Source organism: Rathayibacter sp. VKM Ac-2754 (genome assembly GCF_009807095.1).
Taxonomy (GTDB): domain Bacteria; phylum Actinomycetota; class Actinomycetes; order Actinomycetales; family Microbacteriaceae; genus Rathayibacter.
Genome location: NZ_WUCC01000004.1, coordinates 233,685 through 258,063 on the forward strand (window position 1 = coordinate 233,685; position 24,379 = coordinate 258,063).

The following is a 24,379-nucleotide window of genomic DNA, read 5'->3' on the forward strand; positions in this document are numbered from 1 at the left end:
GGGTTCGCCGGTCGATTCTCCGAGGGGAAGGCCCGTCCTCGCTGATCGAGCCCGCAGCCCGCGCAGCGGGCGTATCGAGATCCACGTCCGTCAGGAGACCGGGTCTGAGGACCGATCTGCTGAAGCCGGTGGGTCTCGATACGCCGCCTGCGGCGGCTACTCGACCAGCAGGGGGTGGCGATGCGTGAAGCGGGTTCGCCGGTCGATTCTCCGAGGGGAAGGCCCGTCCTCGCTGATCGAGCCCGCAGCCCGCGCAGCGGGCGTATCGAGATCCACGTCCGTCAGGAGACCGGGTCTGAGGACCGATCTGCTGAAGCCGGTGGGTCTCGATACGCCCCTGCGGGGCTACTCGACCAGCATGGATGGTTCGACCAGCGGGCTGCTCGCGAGGGAGGATCAGCCCTCCAGCACGGAGGCGTACACAGCGAGGTAGTCGTCGACCATCCGCTCGACGGCGAAGCGCCGGCGCGCCGTCGACCGCACGACGGCGCGGTCGAGGAGGGCTGCGCGCGTCACCGCGGCGACCGCCTCCTCGCGGGACCCGACCGCGAAGCCGGTGACGCCCTCGTCGATGACCTCGGGCATCGAGCCGCGCCGGTACGCGATCACCGGGGTGCCGCACGCCATCGCCTCGACGACCGACAGCCCGAACGGCTCGTCGAAGCCGATCGGGTGCAGCAGCGCGAGCGCCGAGCCGAGCACCCGCGCGCGCTCGACCGGGCCGACCGAGCCGAGGTGCACGACGCTCGTGCCGTCGACGAGCGGCTCGACCTCGTCGCGCCAGTAGCGCTCGTCCTGCACGATGCCGCAGATCACGAGCCGGCGGCCGGCCTCGGCGGCGATGCGGATCGCCTCCCCGGTGCCCTTGTCGGGGTGGATGCGGCCGAGGATCACGAGGTCGTCGCCTCCGGGGCCGGCCGGGAACTCGTCGATGTCGATGCCGTGGTGCACCGTCGCCGCGTACTCGAGCTCGGGCGAGCGGTCGCTCGACGAGATCGACACCAGGTGGGCGGTCAGCGGATGCCGCAGCGCCTCGCGGTAGGCGGGCAGGATCTCGGGCCCCGAGAAGCCGTGCACCGTCGTCACCAGCGGCACCGGCCACTGCGCGGCGAGCGCGAGCGGCAGCCAGTCGAGGTGGTTGTGCACGAGGTCGAAGTCCCGGGCGCGATCGAGCACGGCGGCGATGTGCAGCGCCTCCCAGACCCGCCCGTCGCGGCCCGACTCGGCGTAGCCCGTCGGGGCCACCGACTCCAGCGTCGCGGTGGTCACGGAGTCGCCGGTGGCGAACAGCGTGACGTCGACGCCGCGCCGCACCAGGCCCTCGGCCAGGAGGCTCGCGACCTGCTCCCACGGGCCGTAGTGGCGCGGCGGAGCGCGCCACGCGATCGGCGCGAGCATCGCGATCCGCAGACCGGTCACGCGGGAGTCATCGCGTCCAGCAGGTCGTCCACCTCGATCGAGGCGACCCCGACCCGCACGTCGCCGATCCCGAACGGGATCCACACCACGCCCTCGTGCAGCACCGAGCCGCAGCTGTAGACCACGTTGGGCACGTAGCCGTCCTGCCGATCGCCGTCGGGCTCGAGCAGCGGAGTCGTCAGCGACGCGAGGACGACGCGGGGATCCTCGAGGTCGAGCAGCATCGCGCCCAGACTGTAGCGGCGGAGTGGTCCGACTCCGTGCGTGATGACCAGCCAGCCGCGCCCCGTCTCGATCGGCGGTCCGCAATTTCCGCGCTGCACCGCGTCCCAGAGGTGGCGCGGGGGCTCGAGCTCGGCGATGTCGTCCCAGTGCCGCCCGTCCTCGGAGCGCGCGAGCGTGTTGGTGTCGCCGTCGGTGCGGCTCAGCGCGTAGAGCGCGCCTCCGATCGCCCGCGGGAACAGGGCCATGCCCTTGTTGCCGGCGGGCTCGCCCGTGAGCTGGTGGGTGTCGAACGTCTGCAGATCGCGCGAGACCAGGAGGCGCGACGAGATCGTCGAGCCGTCGTACGCCGTGTAGGTGGCGCGGTACTCGCCCGAGACGTCGAGGGTGAAGCGGGCGTCCTCCATGCCGTGCGACTCCTGGGCGGCGGAGGGGATCAGCGTGCGCTGGGCGAGCGCCTCGCCGAGCGGGAACGACGCGCGGTAGGCCGAGCGGGCGGTGCCGCGCAGGGCGGCGAAGGCGGCGGGCGCGTCGTGGCGGCGGGTGAGCGGAGCGGGCAGCGCGGCGATCACGGGGTCGAGGTCGTCGGCCGTGAAGGTCTCGGGCAGCGCGCGCAGCACGGCGAGCGCGACCTCGCCGGGGTTCGGGCCGAGGGCGGCACGCAGGTGCGCGACCGTCCACGTGCCGGGGGAGATCTCGGCGGCGGCGGGGGCGCCTCCGCGATCGTCGAAGGCCCAGGTGCGGCCGGGCCCGATGACGGCCGAGGCGAAGCCGATCGACGAGCGGTGCCCCTCGCCGATCTGGCGGACCGAGAGGGCGACGCGCAGCTGCCCCTCCTCGAGCCCCGACTGGTCGGGGTGCGGCATCGCGCTCGGGTTGCAGAGTGCCGCGCCCTCGAGCGCGTACTCGGCGGTGAACGCCGCTCCGATCACGAGCACGCGCGGGTCGTCGGCCGCGACTCCCTCGACCGCGGCGTGCTCGCGGAGGGTCGTCTCGCCGTCGGCGGCGCGGGCCGCGGACATCGCCCGCACGTCGCGGAGGGCGTCGGCGAGCTCGGCGTCCGTGAGCGCGCGGATCCGCTCGAGGATCTCGCTGACCCGCGACCGGGTCTCGGTGGGCGCGGAGCCCGGCAGGTAGAGCTGCCAGAGCACGCGCGAGGCGTCGGAGTCGAGGGTCGCGTCGTGCACGCGCAGTCCGGGGGTCATCCCGACACCGCCGCGATGCTCGTCAGTGTCGCGAGCCGGTCGCCGGCGCGGGTCGGCATGAGCGCCGCGCGACGCACGACGAGCGAGGTGTGCAGGGCGGCGATGGTCGACTCCGCGCCTCTGTTCTCGTTGCGGCCGTCGCGCTCGAGGCCGTCGAAGCCGGCTCCGGTGGCGAGGTCGACCATGGCGGTCCCGGAGTCGTTCACGCCGTGGAACCAGGCCCAGCACGAGGCCAGGCCCTCGCGCCAGAGCGGATCCTCCTCGAGGGTCAGCGCGCGGGCGCAGGCCGCCGCGATGGCCGCGACCTCGATGGGCTGCTGGTCGAAGAGGGGGCTGCCTCGCTCGTCGGGGTCGCGCCCCGACCAGCCGGTCACCGAGAGGTGGCCGTCGAGCGACTCGATCTCGAGCAGGAACGCCAGCGTCTCGACGCCGCGCTCGAGCAGCACCGGGTCCTCCAGCGCCTCGCCCGCGGCCAGCAGGGCCTCGGGGAGGCAGCCGTTCGCGTAGCGCAGGCGCGGCTCGGGCCACGGCCAGGCCGGGTCGGAGCCGCCGAGCAGCGCGGGGGCGGCGTCGCGCAGGAGCTGGGCGGCGGATGCGGAGTGCGGACGCACCGCCATCACCTCGGCGGCGCCGAGCGCGGCGAAGGCCACCGAGCGCAGGTGCGGCGAGCGCTGCTCGGCGAGGTGCAGGAAGAGCTTCATCGCGCGGCGCCGGGTCAGCGGGAGCTCGGCGCTCGCGGCGACGACTCCGGCGGCCCAGACGCTGCGGCCCCACCAGTCGCCGACGCCTGAGTCGTCGGTCCACTCGCCCTCGGGCGACATGCGGTTGTGGACGGTGCCGTCCGCCTCCACCGCGCCCTCGAGGAAGCGGAGGTACTGCTCGGTGAGGCGCCGGGTGCGGTGCGACTGCTCCGGCTCCTGGGCCACGACGAGGAGCGCCCGCGCCGCGTCGTCGACGCAGTAGCCGTGCTCGCGGCGGGGCGCATCGAGCTGCGCGTGCTCGAAGAGGCCGAGCTCGTCGGTGAGCGCGTCGAGGTGCGCGTAGGGCAGGCGCGCGGGGGAGAGGCGCGCGGCGCCGGTCACGCGGCACGCTCCAGGCGGAGGCGCTCGGCCAGCGCGAGGAAGCGGCCGGCCGCCTCGGGCCAGGACAGCACCGACGAGTCGGGGGTCGGCGCGATGTCGGCGGGGGCCGCGGCGGCCTCGCGCAGCACGTCGCGCAGGGCGAGCGCCATCGCGGCGGGATCCTGATGAGCGACGGCGCGGCCCTGCGGCCCGCCGAGCAGCTCGAGCGCGTGCGGGAACGAGGTCGCGACGACCGGGCGACCCGCCGCGAGCGCCTCCACGAGCACGCCCGAGGTGACCTGGTTGCGCGAGTCGTAGGGCAGCAGCACCGCATCCGCTCCCGACACCGCGCCGGCGAGCTGGCCCGCGTCGAGGTAGCGGCCGTCGAGCACGACGTCGTCCTCGAGCCCGAGCTCGGCGATCAGCGCGGCGAGCGAGTCGCGGTACGCCTCGCCCTGCGACGCGACGACCTTGGGGTGGGTCTGGCCGTAGACGGTGTAGCGGGCGCGCACTCCGAGCCCGCGCAGCTCGGCCATCGCGCGGATGCCCCACTCGATGCCCTTGCCCGGGCCGATCAGGCCCCAGGTGATGATCTGCGGGGCGCCGGTCCCCGTGGCGCGGCCGCCGGTCCAGACGGGGACGCCGTGCGCGATCAGTCCGACCTTGCGGCTCTCGACCGAGTAGCAGCGCTCGAGGATCTCGGCGGCGACCTCGGTCATCACGACGACGGCGTCGGCGAGGGCGGCGACGCGCTCGAGGACGAGGCGCTGGTTGTCGCTGGGCGTCTCGAGGACGGTGTGCAGGACGACGATCGCCGGGACCACGAGCTCCTCCATGACGGCGAGGACCTCGTCGCCGTCGCGACCGCCGAAGATGCCGTACTCGTGCTGGATCACGGCGACCTCGGCGCGGTTGAGCTCGGCGGCGGCGCGCTCGATGCTCGCCCGGTCGCCGGCGACGAGCTCGGCCACGACCTCGACGCCGGGCATCGGCGGGGTGGAGCCGGGGACGGCGAGCTCGTCCATCACGCGCACGGTGCGGATCGACGCGCCGTGGTCGGCGACGAGGGCGCCGGCGAGCGCCTCCGAGAAAGTGGCGAGGCCGCAGCGGGTGGGCGGGAACGTCGAGAGGAGACCGACGGAGGGCCCGGTCTGAGCGGCGCGGGACGAGAGGGGGAGGGGGTGCTCCATGCGGACTCCAGTCGTGGGTGCGGAGCGCTCCTCTTGTCGAGGGGTCCCGCGAGCGGTCGGGACGTCTGCCGGTCGGCACCTCCCGAGGGATCGCAGCGCGGATCCGGTCCACGGCGGACCTGCCGGCCGTGAGTAGCGTCACCCTAGTAGGGGTATCCGAACGGACGGGGTCGCGTCGCGTTTTTCGGACAGCGCAGCGGAGGCGGATCAGCGGGTGCGGGCCACCGTCAGGGTCACCAGCGCCGCGCAGATCAGGGCGAGCGCGACCAGCACGCCGCCGACGCCGAGCGGGCCCGCGAGCAGCGGAGTCGCGAGAGCGGCGACCGCGCCCGGCAGCACCAGACGCGCGGGCATCGGCTGCTCCGCGCCGAGCGGGGAGTGCACCGCCCAGAGCAGCAGCAGGTAGGCGGCGACCGGCACCGCCACCGCCGCTCCGATCACCGCGTTCGCCGCCTCGAGGTGCCCGGCGGTCGCCGCGACCGCCGCCTCGAGCCCCGAGCCCAGCGCGCCCAGCGCCGCGAAGATCACGAAGTGCGCGTAGCCCCAGAGGTACGAGAGGGTGCGCCGGCGCTCCAGCAGCTCGCCCGACGGGTGCAGGTAGTACAGCCACCAGAGCGCGAAGACGATCACCAGCGCGCACGCCGAGACGAGGACGAGCGAGGGGCTGACGCCTCCCTCCGACAGCGCGCGCTGCACCCCCGAGACCGCGGCGAGCACGCTCTCGCCGAGCAGGATGATCGTGAACAGCCCGTACCGCTCGGCGATGTGGTGCGGATGCCAGCTCGGCTCGCCCGCCCGCGCCGACCACAGCGGCACGCAGATCTCGAGCAGGGCGAGCACGACGAAGCTCGCGACGGCGAGCTCGGGCGGCAGCAGGAGCCGCAGCAGCCAGCCGACCTGCACGAGCGAGAAGCCGACGGCGCTGCGCAGGGCCGAGGTGCGATGCTCCGGAGTCGACACCGCGACGCGGATCCACTGACTCACCAGCGCGAATCGCATGATCGCGTAGCCGATCGTGATCGCCGTGAAGTCCCCCTCCTCGAACGCGGTCGGCACGCCCGCGGCGAGGACCAGCACGCCTCCCATCTGCGCCAGCGTCAGCAGGCGGTAGGGCACGTCGTCGGTGTCGTAGCCGGAGGCGAACCAGGTGAAGTTCATCCACGCCCACCAGATCGCGAAGAACACCATCGCGAACGGGCCGACGGTCTCGCCGAGGTGCCCCTCCTCGACGGCGTGCGCGAGCTGGACGACGATCTGCGCGATCGCGACGACGAACGTGAGGTCGACGAGCAGCTCGAGCGGCGACGAGACCCGGTGCGGCTCGTCGATCGCGCGCGGCCGCATGCTCACGCGGAGGGGGTGCGCGGGAGTTCCGGTGGCGTCCATGCGCTCATCCTGCCGCGCGCGCCGGTCCCTCCTCCCGCGCGGCACCCCCGACCCTCCAGAAGTTGTCGTACTCGGGCGTCGAACACGACGACTCGTGCGGACTCGACCGTCCGGGTGCCCGATCCGCCCCTCCACTCCTCAGAAGTTGCGGTAGCGGCGCGCGACTACCGCAACTTCCGCGGAGTCGCGGGGGCCTCCCGCGGCCGGTGCGTCAGGAGTCGCGCCCCTCGCGACGACGTCGGCGCGTGCGCTCCGTGTAGCGTCGCAGCCATGCCCTGGGGACGCGCGTACTTCGCCGCGCAGGCCCTCGGCGGCGCCGTCTGGTGGGTCGCCGTGGCGCTCTCGCCGCTCGTCCGCACCGCGACCCTCGGCTCGCTCTACCCCGTCCCGATCGCCGCGCTCGACCTCCCGCTGTTCGTCGGCGCCTCCGCCCTGGCCGCCGCCGGCCTGCGCTGGGCGGCGGTGCTCGCGACGGCCTGGACCCTCGTCGTCGCCTCCTCCCTCGCCGTGTACGCGACCGTCACCGCGCAGGCGGGCTGGGGCGTCCTCGCGATGCTCGCGGCGTCCGGCGGCTCGGTCGCCGCGCTCTGCCTCCTGACGCTCGGCCGCATCCCGACCCGCTGGATCGCGTCAGGACCCTTCGCGTTCCGGCTCGCCTCCTCCGGTCGCCGCCCGCTCGCGCACCTCGCCGCGACGCTCGGGCAGATCGTCGTGTTCTGGGGTGGCGCGCTCGCGGTCGTCCCCGTCGTGATCGCGGCACTGGAGGCGCGCTGGGCCGTCGCGCTCCCGTTCCCGCCGGTCGCGTGGCCGGCCGGTCTCGCGCTGCTCGTGCTGGCCAGCGCCCTCGGACTCTGGTCGGCGCTCTCGATGTCGCTGCTCGGCGACGGCACGCCCCTGCCGATCGCGATGCCGAACCGGCTCGTGATCGCCGGCCCGTACCGGTGGGTGCGCAACCCGATGGCCGTGGCGGGCATCAGCCAGGGCGTCGCCGTGGGGCTGCTGCTGTCGTCGTGGCTCGTCGTGGTCTACGCGCTGCTCGGCTCGCTGCTCTGGAACTACGCCGTCCGCCCCCTCGAGGAGGCCGATCTCGAGGCCCGCTTCGGCGACTCCTTCCGCCGCTACCGCTCACGTGTGCGCTGCTGGCTCCCGCGCTGGCCGCCGGTCCCGCGCGGGTAGACCTCCGGCTCGCAGGATCGAGTTCGGCTCGCAGGATCCGGCCTTTCCTGCGAGCCGAACGTCATTCCGCGAGCCGTAGATGCTCCGGGGGCTTGGGTGCGCCTGTGCTTCCGCGGATCGCGCCTGCCCGGGCGAGACCTCCGGCTCGCAGGATCGAGTTCGGCTCGCAGGATCCGGCCTTTCCTGCGAGCCGAACGTCATTCCGCGAGCCGGAGGTGCCCAGCGGGCCGGGCCGCGCCGAGGCTGCCCCGCAACGCGCCACCCGCGCCGAGCGAGCACCGCCCCCTGCGCCGCAGCCGCTAAGCCGCTGCCGGCTCCCGCCGCGCCCGCGCCTCGATGACGAGGCTCACCACGAGCCCGACCGCCACGAGCACGATGGCCACCCACGGCAGCACCTCGAGCCCCGCCGCGTCGATCGCCACACCGCCGACGATCGCGCCGCCGCCGATGCCGATGTTGAACGCCGTCGTCTGCAGCGCCGCCGCCAGACTCCGCAGCTGGAACGACGACGTCCGCAGCATGCGCGTCTGCAGCATCACCGGGATCCCGCCGAACGCGATGTTCCAGATCACGGCGGCGGCGACCACCGCGGCCGCCGCTCCGGACGAGGCGGCGGCGGCCAGCCCCGCCAGCGCGAGCAGCACACCGATCGCGGCGATGATGAAGCCCGAGCGGGGGAGACGGTCGGTCGCGAAGCCGGCGAGCACGAGGCCGACGGCCCCCGCGCCTCCGAAGGCGAACAGCACCAGCGGGATGCTGTCGGGCGAGAACGACGCGTTCTCGAGCCACGGCGTGATGTAGGTCGAGAGCGTGTTCTGGCCGATCAGCACCAGGAGGATCACCAGGCACACGCCGAGGATGCGCGGCAGCGTGCGGTCCTTGCGCGCAGGCAGCCGGATCTCCCCGGTCCTCACCGGCACGCGGTGGTCGACCGCGGGCAGGAACTTCACCACGACCAGCGCGAGGACGAGCACGATCCCGCCGAGGATCGCGAAGGTCGGCCGCCAGCCGAACGCGTGACCGAGCGCCGTTCCGACCGGAACGCCCAGGACGAACGCGGCGGAGCCTCCACCCGCCGTGATCGCGGTCGCGCGGCCCAGCTGCTCGGGCGAGACGAGGTGGGCGGAGTAGGCGGCGACCATCGACCAGAACAGGCCGTGCGCGAGTCCGCCGACGATGCGCGCGCCGACGAGCAGCTCGAACGTGGGCGCGAGGGCGGCGAGCACGTTGGCCACCGCGATGGTGCACAGCGCGACCAGCACGAGGCCCTTCCGCGAGAAGCGCTGCGTCACGAGCGTCAGCGGAGTCGTCGCGACCACGACGGTCGCCGCGAAGATCGTCACGAGCTGGCCGGTCAGCGAGATGCTGACCCCGAGATCGCGCGACATGTCGGGGATCAGCCCGGTCGGCAGGAACTCGCTCGTGACCGAGACGAAGATGGCGCCGGCCAGGGTGAGCAGGCCGATCCAGGGGAACGGAGGAGTGTTGGTGGCGGTCGGCGAGGCGGTGTTCTGAGGGGTGTTCACAGTGTCCTGAGGAAGGGGTGCGGGAAGCGACCATCAAGCCTCGCACGCCCGCGCCGCGAACGGGCGCCTCCCGTCGAGCGGGACCGCGGCCGACCCCGACTGTTCACTCCCGCCACTCGCTAGCACCTCCGCCACCGTCGAGGAACCGGGTGACGGGACCCGCGCGGGAGGCGTTCGCTGGAGTCGAGCGGCAGCAGCCGCACGACGGAGGACCCATGCCCGACCAGCCCGTGCCCGACCAGACAGCGCCCGACCAGCCCATGCCCGACCAGCCCGTGCCCGACCAGACAGCGCCCGACCAGCCCGCGCCCGATCAGTACACGTTCACGAACCCCGCGACGCAGTACCCGAACGTCACCCCGCCCGTCCAGCAGCAGCCCGAGCCCGGCCTCCAGTCGCGGATGACCCCCGTCCCCGACCTCGGCGAGCACAGCTACCGCGGCACCGGGCGCCTCGCCGGCCGACGTGCTCTGATCACGGGCGCCGACTCCGGCATCGGCGCCGCGGTCGCCATCGCCTTCGCGCGAGAGGGCGCCGACATCGCCCTCTCCTACCTCCCCGACGAGGAGGCCGACGCGCAGCACGTCGTCGAGCTCATCCGGGCGGCGGGCCGCACCGCGATCCCGATCCCCGGCGACCTCACCGACGCGCAGTACTGCTCCGACCTCGTCGCGCAGGCCGTCGAGGGCCTCGGCGGACTCGACGCCGTCGTCAACATCGCCGGCAAGCAGATCTGGCAGGACGACATGCTCGAGCTCACCGACGAGCAGTTCGAGACGACCTTCGCGGTCAACGTGTTCGCGCCGTTCCGCATCATCCGCGCCGCCCTCCCGCACCTGCCCGCGGGGTCCACGATCATCAACACGGCGTCGGCGGAGGCGCACACGCCCGCCCCCGACCGCCTCGACTACGCGATGACCAAGGGCGCGATCAACAACCTCTCGAAGGGCATGGCGCAGCAGCTGGCCGCGAAGGGCATCCGCGTGAACGTCGTCGCTCCGGGCCCGACCTGGACCGTGCTGCAGGTCACCGGCGGAGTCGACCCCGAGTCCCTGCCCGACTTCGGCTCGAGCGAGGCCCCGATGGGCCGCGCCGCGCAGCCCGCCGAGCAGGCCCCCGCCTACGTGTTCCTCGCCTCCGCCGAGTCGAGCTACGTGATCGGCGAGACCCTGAACGTGAACGGCGGCATGGTCTCGCCGTGAGTGCGGCCGGAGCCGCGTTCGGCTCGCGAGAACACGTTCGGCTCGTCAGAACCACTGGATTCCGCGAGCCGAACGTGATTCTGCGAGCCGAACGTGGTTCCGCGAGCCCGCGGTGGTCGATCCGACAGCGAGTCGACACCTGCGACTCGCCACGAACGGGGCCCTAGAGCTCGCGTGCGCCCCCTCACCCGTCCACTGGCGCTTCGCAGTCCCGTCGAGTGGGCTCGAAACGGCCCCTCGCCCTCACCCACGGCCCGCTCCGCGTCGACTCGCGCGAAGAGGCACCGCCCGGCCCGCCGCCGGCGAGCGGTCACGCAGTGCGTCCTCGGCGCGACTCGGCCGTGGCCGCCTCCGCCGTCAGCACGCCCGACACCTCGCCACGGGACGTGCCGGAGCAGTGGGTGCGACCGGTGGCCGCACCCACTGCGGATCTAGCTCGGCTTGACCGCTGCGCTGGCCTTGACGAGCGTCGTGTAGCCCGTCTTCGTGCCGGTCACCTTGACGGTGATCGACGCCGCCTTGTCGGCGGTGACGAGCTTGTAGGTCGACGCGGTCGCGCCCGAGATCGCCGTGGTGCCGCGGAACCACTGGTAGGTCAGCGTGACCGGCGCGGGCGTCCACGTGCCGGGCGTGGCGGTGAGGACCTGTCCGACCCTGGCCGTGCCGGAGATCGTGGGCGTCGCTCCGACGAGCGTGCCCTGGGCGACGGCCGCGGTGGTGGCGCTGGTCTTGGTGGCGGGGGAGTAGCCGGGCTTGGTCGAGGTGACCGAGACCGTCAGGGTCGCGCCGGCGTCGGAGCCCTTGAGGACGTAGGTCTTCGACGTGGCGCCCGAGATGTAGACGCCGTTGTTCTTCTTCCACTGGTAGCTGAGCGTGGTTCCCGCGTCCCAGGTGCCCGCATTCGCGGTGAGGGTGGAGCCGACCTTGAGCGTGCCGGTGATGGTCGGCGTGGGCATGAGGGTCTGCAGCGCGGCCTTGACGGTCGTCGCAGCGCTCGTCTTCGTGACCGCGGTGTACCCGGTCTTGGTGCCCGTGACGCTCACGGTGATCGCGGCGCCGGCGTCGGCCGTGGCCAGCGTGTAGGTGGAGGCGGTGGCTCCGCTGATCGCGACGCCTCCGCGCTTCCACTGGTACGCGAGCGTCACGGGGGCGGGGGTCCAGGTGCCGGGCACGGCGGTCAGCTTCTGGCCGACCGTCGCGGTCCCGGTGATCGTCGGCGTCGGGCCGGTGATGACGGCAGTGCTCGTGACGGCCGCGGTCGTCGCGCTGGTCTTGGTGGCGGGCGAGTAGCCGGGCTTGGTGCCGGTGACGCTGACGGTGAGCGTCGCTCCGGCGTCGGCCGCCTTCAGGACGTACGTCTTCGCGGTCGCGCCGGAGATGTACGTGCCGCCGTTCTTCTTCCACTGGTAGGTCAGCGTCACGCCCGCATCCCACGTGCCGGGATTCGCCGTCAGCGTCGATCCGACGGTCGTCGCCCCCGAGATGGTGGGCGTCGGCATCAGCGTCTGCAGCGGCAGCCCGACCTGGACGGCGGAGCTGGTGCGGGTGGCCGGTGTGTAGCCGGTCTTGGTGCCGGTGACGCTGACGGTGAGCGAGGTGCCCGCGTCGGCGGAGGCGACGACGTACGTGTTCGAGGTCGCGCCGGCGATCGCGGTGCCGTTGCGCTTCCACTGGTAGGCGAGGCTGACGGGCGCCGGGCCCCAGTTGCCGGGGTTCGCCGTGAGGGTGCCGCCGACGGCGGAGGAGCCGGTGACGGTCGGGACGGAGTTGGTGAGCGAGGCGGCGGTGACGGTGACGGCCGCGCTGGTGCGCGTCGCCTTGGCGTAGCCGGCCTTCGTGCCGGTGACCTGCACGCTGATGGCGCCGTTGCCGAGGTCGTAGGGATCGACGACGTACTGCGGCTCCGTCGCGCCGCTGATCGGGTTTCCGCCGCGGAGCCACTGGTAGTCGAGCGTGACGGGTTGCGGACCCCAGGTGCCGGGAACCGCGGTCAGCGTGTCGCCGACCGTACCGGAACCTGTGACCGTCGGGGTCGGAGCGGTGAGGGTGCCGACATTCGTGAGCTTCAGGACGAAGTCACCCTCGTAGAACCCGTAATTGGAGACTTGGATGAAGTAGGTCTTGCCTGCCTGGACGGCGAAACTCGTGTTCGCCCGCTCGAAGGAGTAGGGGGCGCTGGAGTCCGTCCACTGCTCCGGGCACTCGAGCAGAGACCCTGGAGTCACGCCGTCGGAGTCATAGATACCGACGTTGACGGGTGAGAAGCTCTCGCCGAGGTCGGCCTTCACGCTTCCGTTCGACGGCGCGCGGTACTTGTACCAGACGGAGCCCATGAAGGCGTTGTAGTCGCAGCCGTCGTAAGGCCGGTACCAGTTGCTGTCGACTTTGGCAGTCGATCCTTGGATGGTCGCAGGCAGCGTAGAGACGACCGACGCCGACGAGTAGGTCGTGTTGGGGACCGCGGCGCTGCCGGAGAGGTAGAACTCTGCATCGCCGGGCTGTTCGCTCGACGAGTAGTACTCCGAGCTCACCTGGAAGTAGTAGGTGCGGCCCGCTTCGGCCTGAACGAAGTTCTGAGCGCGGAAGCCGACCTCTGTGCAGCTGATGCGCGTCGCATCCGTGACCGGGCCCTCGCCGAAAGCACTGACGAGTGACGGTCCGCCTGACGAAGATCCGCTGAAAGTCAGAGTCTGACGCTTGGTCGAGACGTACTTGAACCAGATCGAGCTGTACCCCTCGGTGAAGTACTCGGTGTTGTCCGGGTCAGTCGTCCGGCACGTCGAGTCCTCGCCCACCGAGAGGGTCGCCCCCTCGTAAGGAACGCCGTATGTGGAGAACGGCAGGCTCGTGACGACCGTCGCGTTCTCGCGCAGGTCGTTCGCCGGAGGCGCGACAGCGGCGAGGCCCTGGGGCGCCGCCTCGGGTGCGGCCTGGCGAGCGGCGGGCTCGTCGGTGTGCCACTCGCCGGCGGTCGTCGAGACGGGCTCGGCCGCGACGGCGGCGGCCGCCGGGGCGACGAGGAGGCCGAAGCCGACCGCGAGGGCTGTGGCGAGGGCGAGGACCCGCGAGCGGGCAGGGCGGTACAGCGGCATGGCGGGACTCCAGGGAGCGTGCGACGGATCGGGTGGCGGTGCTGCACCTGCAGAATCCGATCGCGGGACGTTCCGCGCCTATCGGGGGAGGGCAGCTCAGCATGGTGCCTTTCACAGGAGGCGCATAGGACCCTTTCGGGGGCGCCGACCGTCACGTTCTCGGTGACACAGCCCGGGTCGCACTGCGCTCGCGGGGATGGCGAGCCGTCCGCCGCCCTGCCCGCACTCCTCCCGCCAGTAGAACTACGCGCCTTCGGGGCTCTGCCTCGCGGTCCGGAGGCACGACACCGTCGGACGCGGACCGGCCCCTGGCGCTGGCGCGCACCCCGTTCCGCGCCCACTCGCGCTCTGCCTTACTCGCGAATGGACGAGAACGGGTCTCTCGAGCGCGCGCTCACCCCACTCCGCGTCCACTGGAGGCTCGTCCTGCGACGGAGCCCGAGTCGGGACGCCGCCTCGCGCACCTCCTGGTCGAGGACCCGAGCGTCACCGCGGTCTTCTGCGGCAACGACGAGATCGCGATGGGCGTGATCAAGGGCATCACGGAGGCGGGCAGGCGGGTCCCCGAGGACATCAGCGTCGTCGGCTTCGACGACCACCCGCTCGCGCGCATGTGGACGCCCGGCCTGACGACCGTGCGCCAGGACTTCGCGGGCCTCGGTCGCCGCGGCTTCCGCCTGCTGCTGCGGGCGATGGACGGCGAGACCGGCGCGATCTTCTCGACCGAGCGCCCCGAGCTCGTCGTGCGCGAGAGCTCGGCGCCGCCGCCCGCGCGGGGCTGACGCGACCCGCCTCAGCTCCCCTCCGGGAACACGACCCCCTTCTGCAGCACGAAGCAGCCCCAGGGCGCCGGATCGAGCACGTGCACCACCGCGAACGCCGCCCTGGCCCGGGCGTAGAACTCGAGTCGGGGGATCACGCCCCACTGCAGCGGCTCGGGATGCGACGCCCGCGCCAGCTCGAGCACGGCGTCCTGCTCCGGAGTCGTCCGCGACGGATCCCCGTCCACCTCCATCCGCTCGAGCGGCGTCGGCACGAAGACGTCGAGCGGGAACACGCTGAGCACGGCGCCCATCGCGCGGCTCATCGTCGCCTCGCCCAGGCGCACCACCGGCCGGCCGGTCGCCACGGCGGGGAAGTTGCGGTCGACGAGCAGCAGCTGGTCGCCGTGGCCCATGTCGTCGAGGAGGTGCAGCAGCGCGCCCGGGAGGAGGGGGTCGATGCCCTTCAGCATCGCCGCGCTCCGGCGGATCGGGCGGGGGGCGGGAGAGCGGTCATCGGTCGTCCTTCTCGTCATCGAGCGGCTGAACGGTCGCGAATTGGCGAACCGGTTGACACGCTACCGCGGCGCGTGGCACCGTGACGAGCGACAGGACCCCGCCGGTGCCCCGGATCGGGGGCCGAGCATCCGCCGCCCGTTCACCGCCGAACACCGCTTTGGAGCGACAACGATGTCCCGATCCTCCCGACGATCCCTGCGACCCTGGATGGTCATCGCCGCGCTGGCGCTCGTCGTCCTCGTGGGGGCGGCGTTCAACGTCAAGGTCGTCAGCACGTCCGACGCCGACGCGGCCGAGACCCAGGGCCAGCTCGATCCGGCCGCCTACGCCGCCGACCGGTTCGACGACATCGTCGCCCAGGTCGAGGAGGAGGCCGTCCCGCTCCCCGAGCTGCTCACTCAGCTCGCCGGCGGCGCGGACGAGGCCGACTTCGGCAACACGTCCGGCGCCAGCAGCGCCTACGCGTTCCCGGTCACCTTCACCGCGGTCGCGGGAGCGGCGACGCCGCCGATCCTCCCGGTGACCGTCGAGGGCGTCCCCGCCGAGACGACCGTGCAGGTGCAGGTCGGGCCGGCGCTGAACGGCACGGCGCTCCGCGACGTCACGGGCGAGATCTCGTTCAACGAGTTCACCAACCAGCTCGAGTACCAGAACGTCTCGACCCAGCTGAACGACCTCGTTCGCTCGGACGTCCTCGCCGACTTCGATGCCGCGGCGGCCGCGGGTCAGACGATCGAGGTCACCGGGGCCTTCCTCCGGGTGAACCCGAACCTCGTCTCGATCGTCCCCGTCTCGATCGAGGTCGTCGGATGACCGGGTCGCAGCCCCAGGTCGGCACCGTCGTCATGCGCGCGGTCGGCATCACCAAGACCTACGGCGCCACGCGAGCCCTCAAGGGGGTCGACTTCGAGATCCGCAGCGGGTCGGTGACCGTCCTGTTCGGCGAGAACGGCGCCGGCAAGTCGACGCTGATGAAGATCCTGAGCGGAGTCGAGACCCCCACGTCGGGCACGCTCGAGCTCGACGGGCGGCCTCTGCAGCTGCGCAACACGGTCGACGCGGTCGAGCAGGGCATCGCGATCATCCACCAGGAGCTGAGCCTCGCGCCGAATCTCAGCATCCAGGACAACATCTTCATGGGCCGCGAGATCGCCCGCGGGGGCCTGATCATCGACCGGCGCAGGCAGTCGACCGTGACCGCAGAGCTGCTCGAGCGCCTCCAGGAGCCGCTCGACCCCAAGACGCTGGTCGCCGACCTGAGGCTCGGGCAGCAGCAGCTCGTCGAGATCGCGCGCGCCCTGGCGGGCGACGCGCGAGTCCTCATCATGGACGAGCCGACCTCCGCCCTGAGCGGCAGTGAGGTGGAGGTGCTCTTCGACGTGATCCACGACCTCACCTCCCGCGGTGTCGCGATCGTCTACATCTCGCACCACCTCGAGGAGGCCCTCGAGATCGCGGATCACGCGGTCGTGTTCCGCGACGGCGACCTCGTCGCCCGGGGCGACCGTGACGAGATCGACATCAACTGGGTGATCTCGAACATGGTCGGCCGCAGTGCCGACGACCTCGACCCCGACCTGCTCGAGACGTTCGGCGAGCCCGTCCTCGAGATCGACGGAGTCAGCGTCGCCGACCCGTCGAACCCTCGCCGCCTGAGCGTCGACCGGCTCGACCTCACGGTGCGCGCGGGCGAGATCGTCTGCCTCTACGGCCTGATGGGCGCCGGTCGCACCGAGCTGCTCGAGGCCGTCGCCGGCCGTCTCGCGATCCGCACCGGAGACGTCCGGCTCAAGGGCGTCTCCGTGAAGGGGCTCGATGTGCGCGGGCGGATCGGGCGCGGTCTCGCGCTGGTCCCCGAGGATCGGCAGCGCGACGGGCTGGTGCAGACCATGTCGGTGGGCGAGAACCTGTCGCTCGCCTCGCTGCTCGACTTCGTGCGCGGCGGCTTCCTCCGCCGCGGACCCGAGAAGGCGTCGGTCGAGGCCGGTGTCCGCGACGTCCGTGTGAAGACCGCGGGTCCGAAGGCCTCGATCACCTCGCTCTCCGGAGGCAACCAGCAGAAGGTCGTCATCGGCAAGGTGCTGATGACGCAGCCCGACGTGCTGCTGCTCGACGAGCCGACCCGCGGCATCGACGTCGGCGCCAAGGCCGAGATCTTCGCGCTGATGGCGCGGGAGGCGCGGCGCGGCCTGGGCGTGCTCTTCGCGACGAGCGAGATCGGCGAGGCGCTCGGCGCCGCCAACCGCATCGTCGTCATGTCGAAGGGCCGCATCGTGCGCGAGTTCGACCCCCGTACCGCCCAGCGCGACGACGTCATGGTCGCGAGCGGCGAGACCCACCACGACCCCGACGAAGAGGCGGCACAGCGATGACCAGCACCACGACGGCTCCGAAGCGCGAGTTCGACCTCGGCGCCCTGCTGCTCGAGGGCCGGGCGTTCATCGCCCTGATCGTCCTGATCATCATCTTCTCGCTGATCTCGGACGCCTATCTGACCCTCCCGAACCTGATCACCATGACCCGGCACGTGGCGATGAACGCGATCCTCGCCCTCGGCATGCTGTTCGTGATCCTCAAGGGCGGGATCGACCTCTCGGTCGGCTCGACCGTGGGCCTCTCGGGAGTCGTGGCCGGCGTCCTGCTCCAGGGTCTGCGGATCGACAGCCTCGACGTGGTCCTGTACCCGGCGGTCTGGGTCGTCGTCCTCTGCTCGCTGCTCGTCGGCTCGCTCGTCGGCCTCGTCAACGGGCTGCTCGTGACCCGCTTCAACGTCGCTCCGTTCATCGCGACCCTCGGCATGCTCTACATCGCCCGGGGCGCGGCGCTCCTGATCTCGAACGGATCGACGTACCCGCGACTCCAGGGCGAGGAGGCCCTCGGCAACACCGGCTTCAACCTGATCGGCGGCGGCCGGATCCTCGGCATCCCGATGGCGATCTGGATCATGATCGTCTTCGCGGTGATCGCCCTGATCGTGCTGCGCAAGACTCCGTTCGGCCGCTGGGTCTACGCCACCGGAGGCAACGAGCGGGCTGCCGAGCTCGCCGGAGTGCCGACCAAGCGGGTCAAGATGAGCGTCTACGTCATCAGCGGCGTGTGCGCCGCGACGGCCGGGCTGATCATCTCGTCCGAGTTGACCGCGGCCGCCCCGCAGACGGGCGAGAGCTTCGAGCTCAACGCGATCGCGGCGGTCGTCATCGGCGGAGCCGCGCTGACCGGCGGCCGGGGCAACGTGCGCGGAGTGCTCCTCGGCGCCTTCGTGATCGGGTTCCTCAGCGACGGCCTCGTCATCGTCGGCGTCTCGACCTTCTGGCAGATCGCGATCAAGGGCGCCGTCATCATCCTGGCGGTCATGCTCGACCAGACCCAGCAGAAGGTCTCGCGCAACAAGAACGCGGCGCTCGCGTCGTCGAAGGCCTCCCCTCCGGAGTCGACCGCGACGACGGCCCACGAATCAGAGGCGAGCGGCGCCCAGTCGCCCGCCGGCAGGTCCTGACCGGCAACGGCGTCGGTCAGGCAAGAGAAACGAAAGGTACCGGACACATGATGCGACGCAAGATCTTCCTCGCCACCGCGACCGTGGCGGTCGCCGCCCTGACGCTCGTCGGCTGCTCCTCGGGCGGAGGAGCCTCCGACACGTCGAGCAGCGCGGCGAGCGAGTCCAGTGGAGGGGAGGCGGGCGGCCTCATCGCCATCATCACGCCTCCCCTCGAGAACCCGTTCTTCAAGGCCGAGGCCGATGCCGCCCAGGCAGAGGCGGAGAAGCTCGGCTACGAGACCTCCGTGGCGTCGCACGACGACGACCCCAACCGCCAGAGCGAGCTCATCGACTCCGCGATCAGCCAGAACGCGAAGGCGATCATCCTCGACAATGCGGGCGCCGACGCCTCCATCGGTCCCATCCAGAAGGCCGAGGACGCCGGAGTCGCGGTGTTCCTGGTCGACCGCGAGATCAACGCGACCGGCATCGCCAAGTCGCAGATCGTGGCGAACAACGCCCAGGGCGCGGCCGCGGTCGCCGAGGAGTTCGTGGCGGCGCTGCCCGAGGGCGGCAACTACATCGAGCTGACCGGCAAGGAGTCGGACACCAACGCCGGCGTCCGCTCCGAGGCCTTCGCGAGCGTCGTCTCGCAGTACCCCGCGCTCGTCCAGACCGCCAAGGAGACCGCGAACTGGAGCCAGGACGAGGCCTTCTCGAAGGTCGAGACCCTGCTCCAGCGCGACCCGAACGTGCAGGGCATCATCGCCGGCAACGACACGATGGCCCTCGGTGCCGTCGCCGCGGTCGAGGCCGCGGGTCTGCTCGACCAGATCAAGATCGTCGGCTTCGACGGCAGCCCCGACGCGGTCGAGGCGATCAAGGCGGGCAAGCTCGTCGCGACGGGACTGCAGCCGGCCGTGCTGATCTCGCAGCTCGCGGTGCAGCAGGCCGACGCGTACATCCAGAACGGCGAGACCGGCGAGGACGAGAAGCAGTCGATCGACTGCATCGTCATCAACGCCGGGAACGCGGAGCAGTACACGCTGTTCGCCCTCGAGTAGAGGGTTCTGCGCAGCGGAAGCGACGGAGCGGGGGTGCCGGAGGGCGCCCCCGCTCCGTCGTCTCTTCTCTCGGCTCGACCGGCCCCACCTCCGGCTCGTCGAATCACGTTCGGCTCGTCAAACCGGGCGGATCCTGCGAGCCGAACAGTGTTTCGCGAGCCGGAGGTGCGCCCAGGCGTGGCGGAGGCCGGCACGGAGGTCGTAGTCCTCCGCAGGGCTCTCTCGGGGTCGAGTCGTCCGGTTCGATGTCCGTGGTCTGGTGGAGCGCTCGATCCGGGCGGAGCTGGCGCTCGCGTCGGGGGTGTCGGAGCGTGATGGCGTGTCGTGGGGCGTTCGACCCGGACGCCGCGTCACCACACGACCGACCGCCCTCCCCGGCCGACCACCCGATCCTCGTCCCACCCCGCGATTCGACGACGCACCACCGCCCTTCTGACGCGCCCTCGCGCCTCCAGCGGCCGAGCCGGCCTGTCACCCCAGTGGCCACCGGCCTCAGCAGATCGGCATCCCGACCCGGCCTTCCCGGGGCGTCCGGCGAGGCTCCGGGTCTCGCGCAGCAGCACGGCGCAGACGCCCCTCCGGCTCGCGCCCACGCGCCCGCGTTTCGCGCAACCGCGTCACAGCGGAGCGGCGCCCCTGTCTCTCAGGCATGGCTCCCCTCCGCAGCACCCTCGTCGCGTTCGACGCCCGCGTGGCCGGCGCGCTCTTCACCCGTTCGGGGCCGTCGAGCCGTCGGCACGACGTGCTCGCGATCGCCACCGCGGCCCTGGTCAACGAGCGCTACCTCGATCGCCGCTTCACGATCGCCGGCCTCAGCCGCGAGCTGCGTGTCTCCGCCCTCGTGCTGCGCCTGCGCTTCCGCCGCTTCTACGCGCTGCCCCTCGAGGAGCATCTCGCATCGCGCCGACTCGAGCTCGCGAGCATCCTCATGGCGAGGACGCCGCACCGCCCCGGCGCGCTCGAGGACATCGCCCGCCACGCCGGCTACCGCAGCGCCGCCGACCTCGATCGCGACTTCGTCCGCTACCGCCGCACCCCGGCTCTCGCCGCCTGGTTCCGGATGGGCGTCAGCCGCACGACTCCGGTCGACGAGTTCTCGTGACGTGGGCGGCGATGGCCGCCGGTCGCTACAGCCCGCGACCTCTGCCGGGCGCGAAGGTCATCAGGCACCCGCCCGGCAGCGGAACGAACGAGTACCCGCTCTCGGGCTCGTCGCTCTCGTACGGGTCGAGCTCGGCGTACTCCTCCGGGGTCGGGTAGCCGTAGAGCTCGCGCCGCGTCGGCAGCGGTGGCACGGCCGGCGGAGTCGTGCTCGGCAGCCGGGTGCGGACGGCCGCGCGCAGCGGCTCCCCGACGGGCACCTCGGCGCCGCAGGTCGCGCAGACGCGCCCGCCCTGGTTGACGCCCTCGCAGACGCGGCACCGCCAGACGCTCACGGTCGGCGCCTGTCGGTGAGCCTGCCGAGGAGCTTCCCGACGAGCCTCCCGGCCGAGGCCGCCGCCGCGGGCGCCTCCGTCCGCGCTCGACCGACGAGCGTCCCGCGCAGTCCGCTCGAGGGCGCAGGAGCGGTCTCGCCGGGCGGCCGCACGCCCATCAGCGTCGCGTGCACCGCGGCGATCGTCGGGCGAGCTGTGGGGTCGGCGAGCAGCATCCGGTCGACGAGATCGACCGCGGACCTCACCGTAGGCGTCCCCCGGCAGCACTCGACACGGCGTTGACAAAGCGCGAACGACCAGAAATCCACCTCAGCGCGCCAGCGCCGCCAGCTCGGCCCGGTTGCGCGCGCCCGCCTTGCGCAGCAGGTTCGAGACGTGGAACTTCGCCGTGTTCTCGCTGATCCCGAGCTCGTCGGCGATGCGGTGGTTGGAGGCGCCCAGGGTGATCAGGTGCAGCACCTCGCGTTCGCGCGCGCTCAGCTCGACCACGTCGAGGCCGTCGGGCTGAGCGGGCGGGTCGAGGGGGAGGCGGATCGACAGCGTCGAGCCCCAGCCGGCCGTCGACGTGATCTCGAGCTCGCCGTCGAGCCCGCTCACCCGCTCGGCGATCGGGCGCAGCGCCTCGTCGCGGGCGGTGAGCTCGCCGCGGCCGTCGTCGCGGATCTCGATCAGCAGGTTGAGACCGTCGCAGTCCCACTGGATGCGCACGCGGCGGGTCTCCTCCGACTCGACCGAGGCGAGCACGGCGCTGCGCACGATCGCCCGCGCCGCGTGGGCCACCTCGCCGGGCAGCGCCCGCCCGGTCGCGGGCGGCTCGACGAACTGCACGTCGAGGTCGCCGAAGCGCACCAGCGGGCGCAGGTCGCTGCGGAGTCGCGCGAAGGCTCCCACGACGGGCTCGAGCATCGCGCTGCGCTGCTCGTCGGTCGCGGTGCGCAGCTCGACCAGGGCGTTCGTCGCGATCTCCACCGCCTCCGCGCGGGCGGTCCGGTCGTCGAGCCGCGGCGCGCGCAGGGCCGCGAGCACCGACTCGAGAGCGACGGCGTGGCGGTCGGCCTGCTCGGCGACGAGGCGGGCGTGCTCGAGCAGCACCGAGCGGGAGGCGGGGGTCGACGTCATGGTCCGAACCTACCCGCCCCTCCTACCCGCGGGCCGCAGAACCACCCGTTCGGGTAGGCACTCCTGCTCGGTCAGGGGGCGGCCTCGCCGGCGAGGGAGGCGCACGCTGAGGAGATGCCCGACACCGCGACCCCCGCCGATCCGACCGCTGACCCCACCACCGATCCGGCCCGCGCGCTCGCCGCGATCGTCGCCGAGGTCACCGCGGCCGCCGGTGCGCTCGAGGGCCTCGAGCAGGTCGCGGCGCTGCTGGGCGACGCCGAGCGCGTCTTCGTCCACGGTGCGGGCCGCTCCGGACTCGCCCTGCAGATGACCGCGATGCGGCTGATGCACCTGGGGTTGCGCGTGCACGTGGTCGGCGACGCGACGACTCCGGCGATCGGCCCGGGCGACGTGCTGCTGACCGCGAGCGGATCGGGGACCACCGGCGGCATCGTCCGCGCCGCGCAGTCGGCGGTCGACGCCGGTGCCCGTGTGGCCGCGCTGACCACCGCGCGCGACTCGCCTCTGGCGGGGCTCGCCTCCGCCGTGATCGTCGTGCCCGCCGCCGACAAGCTCGACCGCTCGGGAGCCGCCTCGGCGCAGTACTCCGGCGGGCTCTTCGAGCAGGTCGTGGTGCTCACGGGCGACGCGCTCTTCCACGCGCTCTGGAAGCGCGGCGGCGCGAGTGCCGACGAGCTCTGGCCGCGACACTCCAACCTCGAATGACTCCCACCCCCACTACAGGAAGCAGAACCCCATGAAGCTCCAGTTCGCCATGGACACCCTCAGCACCGACGCCGCCCTCGAGCTCGCCGCCGCGGCCGCCCCGCACGTCGACATCCTCGAGCTCGGCACCCCGCTCATCAAGAGCGAGGGCCTCTCGGCCATCACCGCGATCAAGAAGGCGCACCCCGACAAGATCGTCTTCGCCGACCTCAAGACCATGGACGCCGGCGAGCTCGAGGCCGACATGGCCTTCAAGGCCGGAGCCGACCTCGTCACCGTCCTCGGCGTCGCGGGCGACAGCACCATCACCGGAGCCGTCACCGCGGCGAAGAAGCACGGCAAGGGCGTCGTCGTCGACCTCATCGGGGTCCCCGACAAGGCGGCCCGTGCCCAGCAGGTCGTCGCCCTCGGCGCCGAGTTCGTCGAGATGCACGCCGGTCTCGACGAGCAGGCCGAGGACGGCTACACGCTCGACTCCCTGCTCAGCGACGGCGAGTCCTCCGGAGTGCCGTTCTCGGTGGCCGGCGGAGTGAGCACCGCGACCATCGAGGCCGTCCAGCGCTCGGGCGCCCAGGTCGCCGTCGCCGGCGGCGCCATCTACGGAGCCCCCGACGTGGGCGAGGCCGCCAAGGCCCTGCGCGCCGCGATCTCCTGACCTGCGTCTCCCCGGAGTGACCTCCGGCTCGTGAGACGACGTTCGGCTCGTCGAATCCCCCGGATTCCGCGAGCCGAACGTGTTTCTGCGAGCCGGAGGTACCGCCGGGACAGGAACCGCGGGGCGACTCGGAGTCGTGACGCCGGCGAAACACCGCGGAAACCGCAGGTGTGGGTTCATTGACGCATGCCCACTCAGCCCATCTCGGGGGACACCGACACCGCCAGCCCCGCCGCGGTCCTCGACCAGCGCCGGGCCGCTTACCTCGCGATGCGCCGCGCCCGCCCCGCGGAGGGCTCGCTCCCGCAGACGTCCCCGCGACGGGTCTACACGCTGCTGCGCGCAGCGATCCGCAACGGCGACCTCCCCGCCGACAGTCGGCTCGACGAGGGGCGCCTCGGCCGCGAGTTCGCGACGTCCCGGAACGCGGTGCGTCTCGCGCTGCAGCAGCTCGACGTCGACGGGCTCGTCACGCGGGTGCCCGGCCGCGGCACGGTCGTCATCGCCCCGATCCTCGCCTTCCCCGTGTTCGAGTGCGTCGGCCCGTCGCTCGGGCTGAGCGGCGAACTGCGCCTCGTCGAGTCGCGCGAGGTCACCACGAACCCCTACCTGGCGCGGCGGCTCGGCGGCCGCAACCCGACGGTCCACATGTCCGAGTTCCTCGTCGAGATCGACGGAGTCGTCGTCGGCATCTTCTCGAGGTACGGGCACCAGAGGGCGGAGGCGCTCGAGCACGACCGCCCGGTCCTCGGATCCGCCGATGTCAGCTGGTACCGGCGGATCCACGCCGAGGCGCCCGGAGACATCCGCGTCGTGATCGACGCCACAGGGGCCGACGACCGGACCGCGCGGGTGCTCGGCGTCGACATCGGCCACCCTCTGCTCGTCCGCGAGACCGTGTACTTCGATGCGCAGCACGCGCCCGCGGAGTTCCACATCACCTACCTCGACAGCCGCAAGGCCTCGCTCAGCGCCGCTGTGAGCGGCGGGGAGCTCCTGCACACGCAGGCGTAACCGGGCGCAGAGCGGCGCGGACAGCAGAGTCGGCGCCCACCCGACCGGCGTAACTCCGCCGCAACTGCCGCGTAACCCGCCGCGATCGCTACCTCCGTACGGTTTCTCTCACCCCCACCGGCGCGCCGCTCTCAGCGGCCTGCGCC

General features: G+C 72.4%; 22 protein-coding genes. 11 read left to right on the forward strand and 11 right to left on the reverse strand.

The features are described from left to right. Positions 1-396: 396 nt before the first annotated feature. From GRS92_RS08765 to GRS92_RS08785, 5 genes are all read right to left on the reverse strand, one after another. A complete protein-coding gene (locus GRS92_RS08765) occupies positions 397-1,419 on the reverse strand; it encodes a glycosyltransferase family 4 protein (RefSeq protein WP_235021890.1) in 1,023 nt (340 codons plus the stop codon). Then, positions 1,416-2,846: a glycosylase gene (locus GRS92_RS08770; protein WP_159855314.1), complete on the reverse strand. Its 1,431-nt coding sequence runs from the start codon at positions 2,844-2,846 to the stop codon at positions 1,416-1,418. Before GRS92_RS08770 ends, GRS92_RS08765 begins: the two co-directional genes overlap by 4 nt. Then, positions 2,843-3,928, reverse strand: a complete 1,086-nt coding sequence (locus GRS92_RS08775) for a glycosyltransferase (RefSeq protein WP_159855316.1) — start codon at positions 3,926-3,928, stop codon at positions 2,843-2,845. The genes GRS92_RS08770 and GRS92_RS08775 overlap by 4 nt, the downstream gene beginning before the upstream one ends. After that, positions 3,925-5,097, reverse strand: coding sequence for a glycosyltransferase (locus GRS92_RS08780; protein ID WP_159855318.1), 1,173 nt, complete (start codon positions 5,095-5,097; stop codon positions 3,925-3,927). The genes GRS92_RS08775 and GRS92_RS08780 overlap by 4 nt, the downstream gene beginning before the upstream one ends. Positions 5,098-5,304: 207 nt before the next feature. After that, positions 5,305-6,483 (reverse strand): low temperature requirement protein A, encoded by a 1,179-nt coding sequence (locus tag GRS92_RS08785; protein WP_204162012.1) that lies wholly within the window; start codon positions 6,481-6,483, stop codon positions 5,305-5,307. Between the two features lie 270 nt (positions 6,484-6,753). Here GRS92_RS08785 and GRS92_RS08790 point away from each other — a divergent pair, with 270 nt between their 5' ends. Next, positions 6,754-7,659, forward strand: coding sequence for a methyltransferase family protein (locus GRS92_RS08790; protein ID WP_159855320.1), 906 nt, complete (start codon positions 6,754-6,756; stop codon positions 7,657-7,659). Positions 7,660-7,958: 299 nt separating this feature from the next. Here GRS92_RS08790 and GRS92_RS08795 read toward each other — a convergent pair whose 3' ends face one another. Beyond that, positions 7,959-9,185 carry an MFS transporter gene (locus tag GRS92_RS08795; protein WP_159855322.1) on the reverse strand — a complete coding sequence of 409 codons (1,227 nt, stop codon included), beginning with the start codon at positions 9,183-9,185 and terminating at the stop codon, positions 7,959-7,961. 260 nt (positions 9,186-9,445) lie between these two features. Here GRS92_RS08795 and GRS92_RS08800 point away from each other — a divergent pair, with 260 nt between their 5' ends. Then, on the forward strand, positions 9,446-10,387 hold the full coding sequence (locus GRS92_RS08800) for an SDR family oxidoreductase (RefSeq protein ID WP_159855601.1): 942 nt from the start codon (positions 9,446-9,448) through the stop codon (positions 10,385-10,387). Positions 10,388-10,818: 431 nt separating this feature from the next. On the opposite strand, the gene GRS92_RS08805 is transcribed toward GRS92_RS08800, so the two are convergent. Then, entirely contained in the window at positions 10,819-13,479 is a 2,661-nt protein-coding gene (locus GRS92_RS08805) for a hypothetical protein (protein ID WP_159855324.1), read from the reverse strand. Between the two features lie 314 nt (positions 13,480-13,793). Between GRS92_RS08805 and GRS92_RS19020 the strand changes: the two genes are divergently transcribed. Further along, entirely contained in the window at positions 13,794-14,261 is a 468-nt protein-coding gene (locus tag GRS92_RS19020; RefSeq protein WP_268817141.1) for a substrate-binding domain-containing protein, read from the forward strand. 11 nt (positions 14,262-14,272) lie between these two features. On the opposite strand, the gene GRS92_RS08815 is transcribed toward GRS92_RS19020, so the two are convergent. Then, a complete protein-coding gene (locus GRS92_RS08815) occupies positions 14,273-14,713 on the reverse strand; it encodes an RbsD/FucU family protein (protein ID WP_159855326.1) in 441 nt (146 codons plus the stop codon). Between the two features lie 217 nt (positions 14,714-14,930). Between GRS92_RS08815 and GRS92_RS08820 the strand changes: the two genes are divergently transcribed. From GRS92_RS08820 to GRS92_RS08840, 5 genes are all read left to right on the forward strand, one after another. Then, positions 14,931-15,572, forward strand: a complete 642-nt coding sequence (locus tag GRS92_RS08820) for a DUF2291 family protein (RefSeq protein ID WP_159855328.1) — start codon at positions 14,931-14,933, stop codon at positions 15,570-15,572. After that, positions 15,569-17,131, forward strand: coding sequence for a sugar ABC transporter ATP-binding protein (locus GRS92_RS08825; RefSeq protein WP_159855330.1), 1,563 nt, complete (start codon positions 15,569-15,571; stop codon positions 17,129-17,131). Before GRS92_RS08820 ends, GRS92_RS08825 begins: the two co-directional genes overlap by 4 nt. Further along, on the forward strand, positions 17,128-18,255 hold the full coding sequence (locus GRS92_RS08830) for an ABC transporter permease (protein WP_159855332.1): 1,128 nt from the start codon (positions 17,128-17,130) through the stop codon (positions 18,253-18,255). The genes GRS92_RS08825 and GRS92_RS08830 overlap by 4 nt, the downstream gene beginning before the upstream one ends. A 47-nt stretch (positions 18,256-18,302) precedes the next feature. Next, the gene (locus GRS92_RS08835; protein WP_159855334.1) at positions 18,303-19,301 is read left to right on the forward strand and encodes a D-ribose ABC transporter substrate-binding protein; all 999 of its coding nucleotides are present in this window, start codon (positions 18,303-18,305) and stop codon (positions 19,299-19,301) included. 649 nt (positions 19,302-19,950) lie between these two features. Continuing rightward, the gene (locus GRS92_RS08840; RefSeq protein ID WP_159855336.1) at positions 19,951-20,403 is read left to right on the forward strand and encodes a hypothetical protein; all 453 of its coding nucleotides are present in this window, start codon (positions 19,951-19,953) and stop codon (positions 20,401-20,403) included. Between the two features lie 25 nt (positions 20,404-20,428). On the opposite strand, the gene GRS92_RS08845 is transcribed toward GRS92_RS08840, so the two are convergent. The 3 genes from GRS92_RS08845 to GRS92_RS08855 form a co-directional block, all read right to left on the reverse strand. Beyond that, entirely contained in the window at positions 20,429-20,737 is a 309-nt protein-coding gene (locus tag GRS92_RS08845) for a hypothetical protein (protein ID WP_159855338.1), read from the reverse strand. Next, on the reverse strand, positions 20,734-20,982 hold the full coding sequence (locus GRS92_RS08850; RefSeq protein ID WP_159855340.1) for a hypothetical protein: 249 nt from the start codon (positions 20,980-20,982) through the stop codon (positions 20,734-20,736). The genes GRS92_RS08845 and GRS92_RS08850 overlap by 4 nt, the downstream gene beginning before the upstream one ends. A gap of 64 nt (positions 20,983-21,046) precedes the next feature. Beyond that, complete coding sequence (locus GRS92_RS08855) at positions 21,047-21,856, reverse strand: LuxR C-terminal-related transcriptional regulator (RefSeq protein WP_159855342.1); 810 nt, start codon at positions 21,854-21,856, stop codon at positions 21,047-21,049. 114 nt (positions 21,857-21,970) lie between these two features. Here GRS92_RS08855 and hxlB point away from each other — a divergent pair, with 114 nt between their 5' ends. From hxlB to GRS92_RS08870, 3 genes are all read left to right on the forward strand, one after another. Then, positions 21,971-22,564, forward strand: a complete 594-nt coding sequence (gene hxlB, locus GRS92_RS08860; protein ID WP_159855344.1) for a 6-phospho-3-hexuloisomerase — start codon at positions 21,971-21,973, stop codon at positions 22,562-22,564. 31 nt (positions 22,565-22,595) lie between these two features. Then, positions 22,596-23,219: a 3-hexulose-6-phosphate synthase gene (gene hxlA, locus GRS92_RS08865; protein ID WP_159855346.1), complete on the forward strand. Its 624-nt coding sequence runs from the start codon at positions 22,596-22,598 to the stop codon at positions 23,217-23,219. 186 nt (positions 23,220-23,405) lie between these two features. Further along, a complete protein-coding gene (locus tag GRS92_RS08870) occupies positions 23,406-24,233 on the forward strand; it encodes a GntR family transcriptional regulator (protein WP_159855348.1) in 828 nt (275 codons plus the stop codon). Positions 24,234-24,379: the final 146 nt, after the last annotated feature.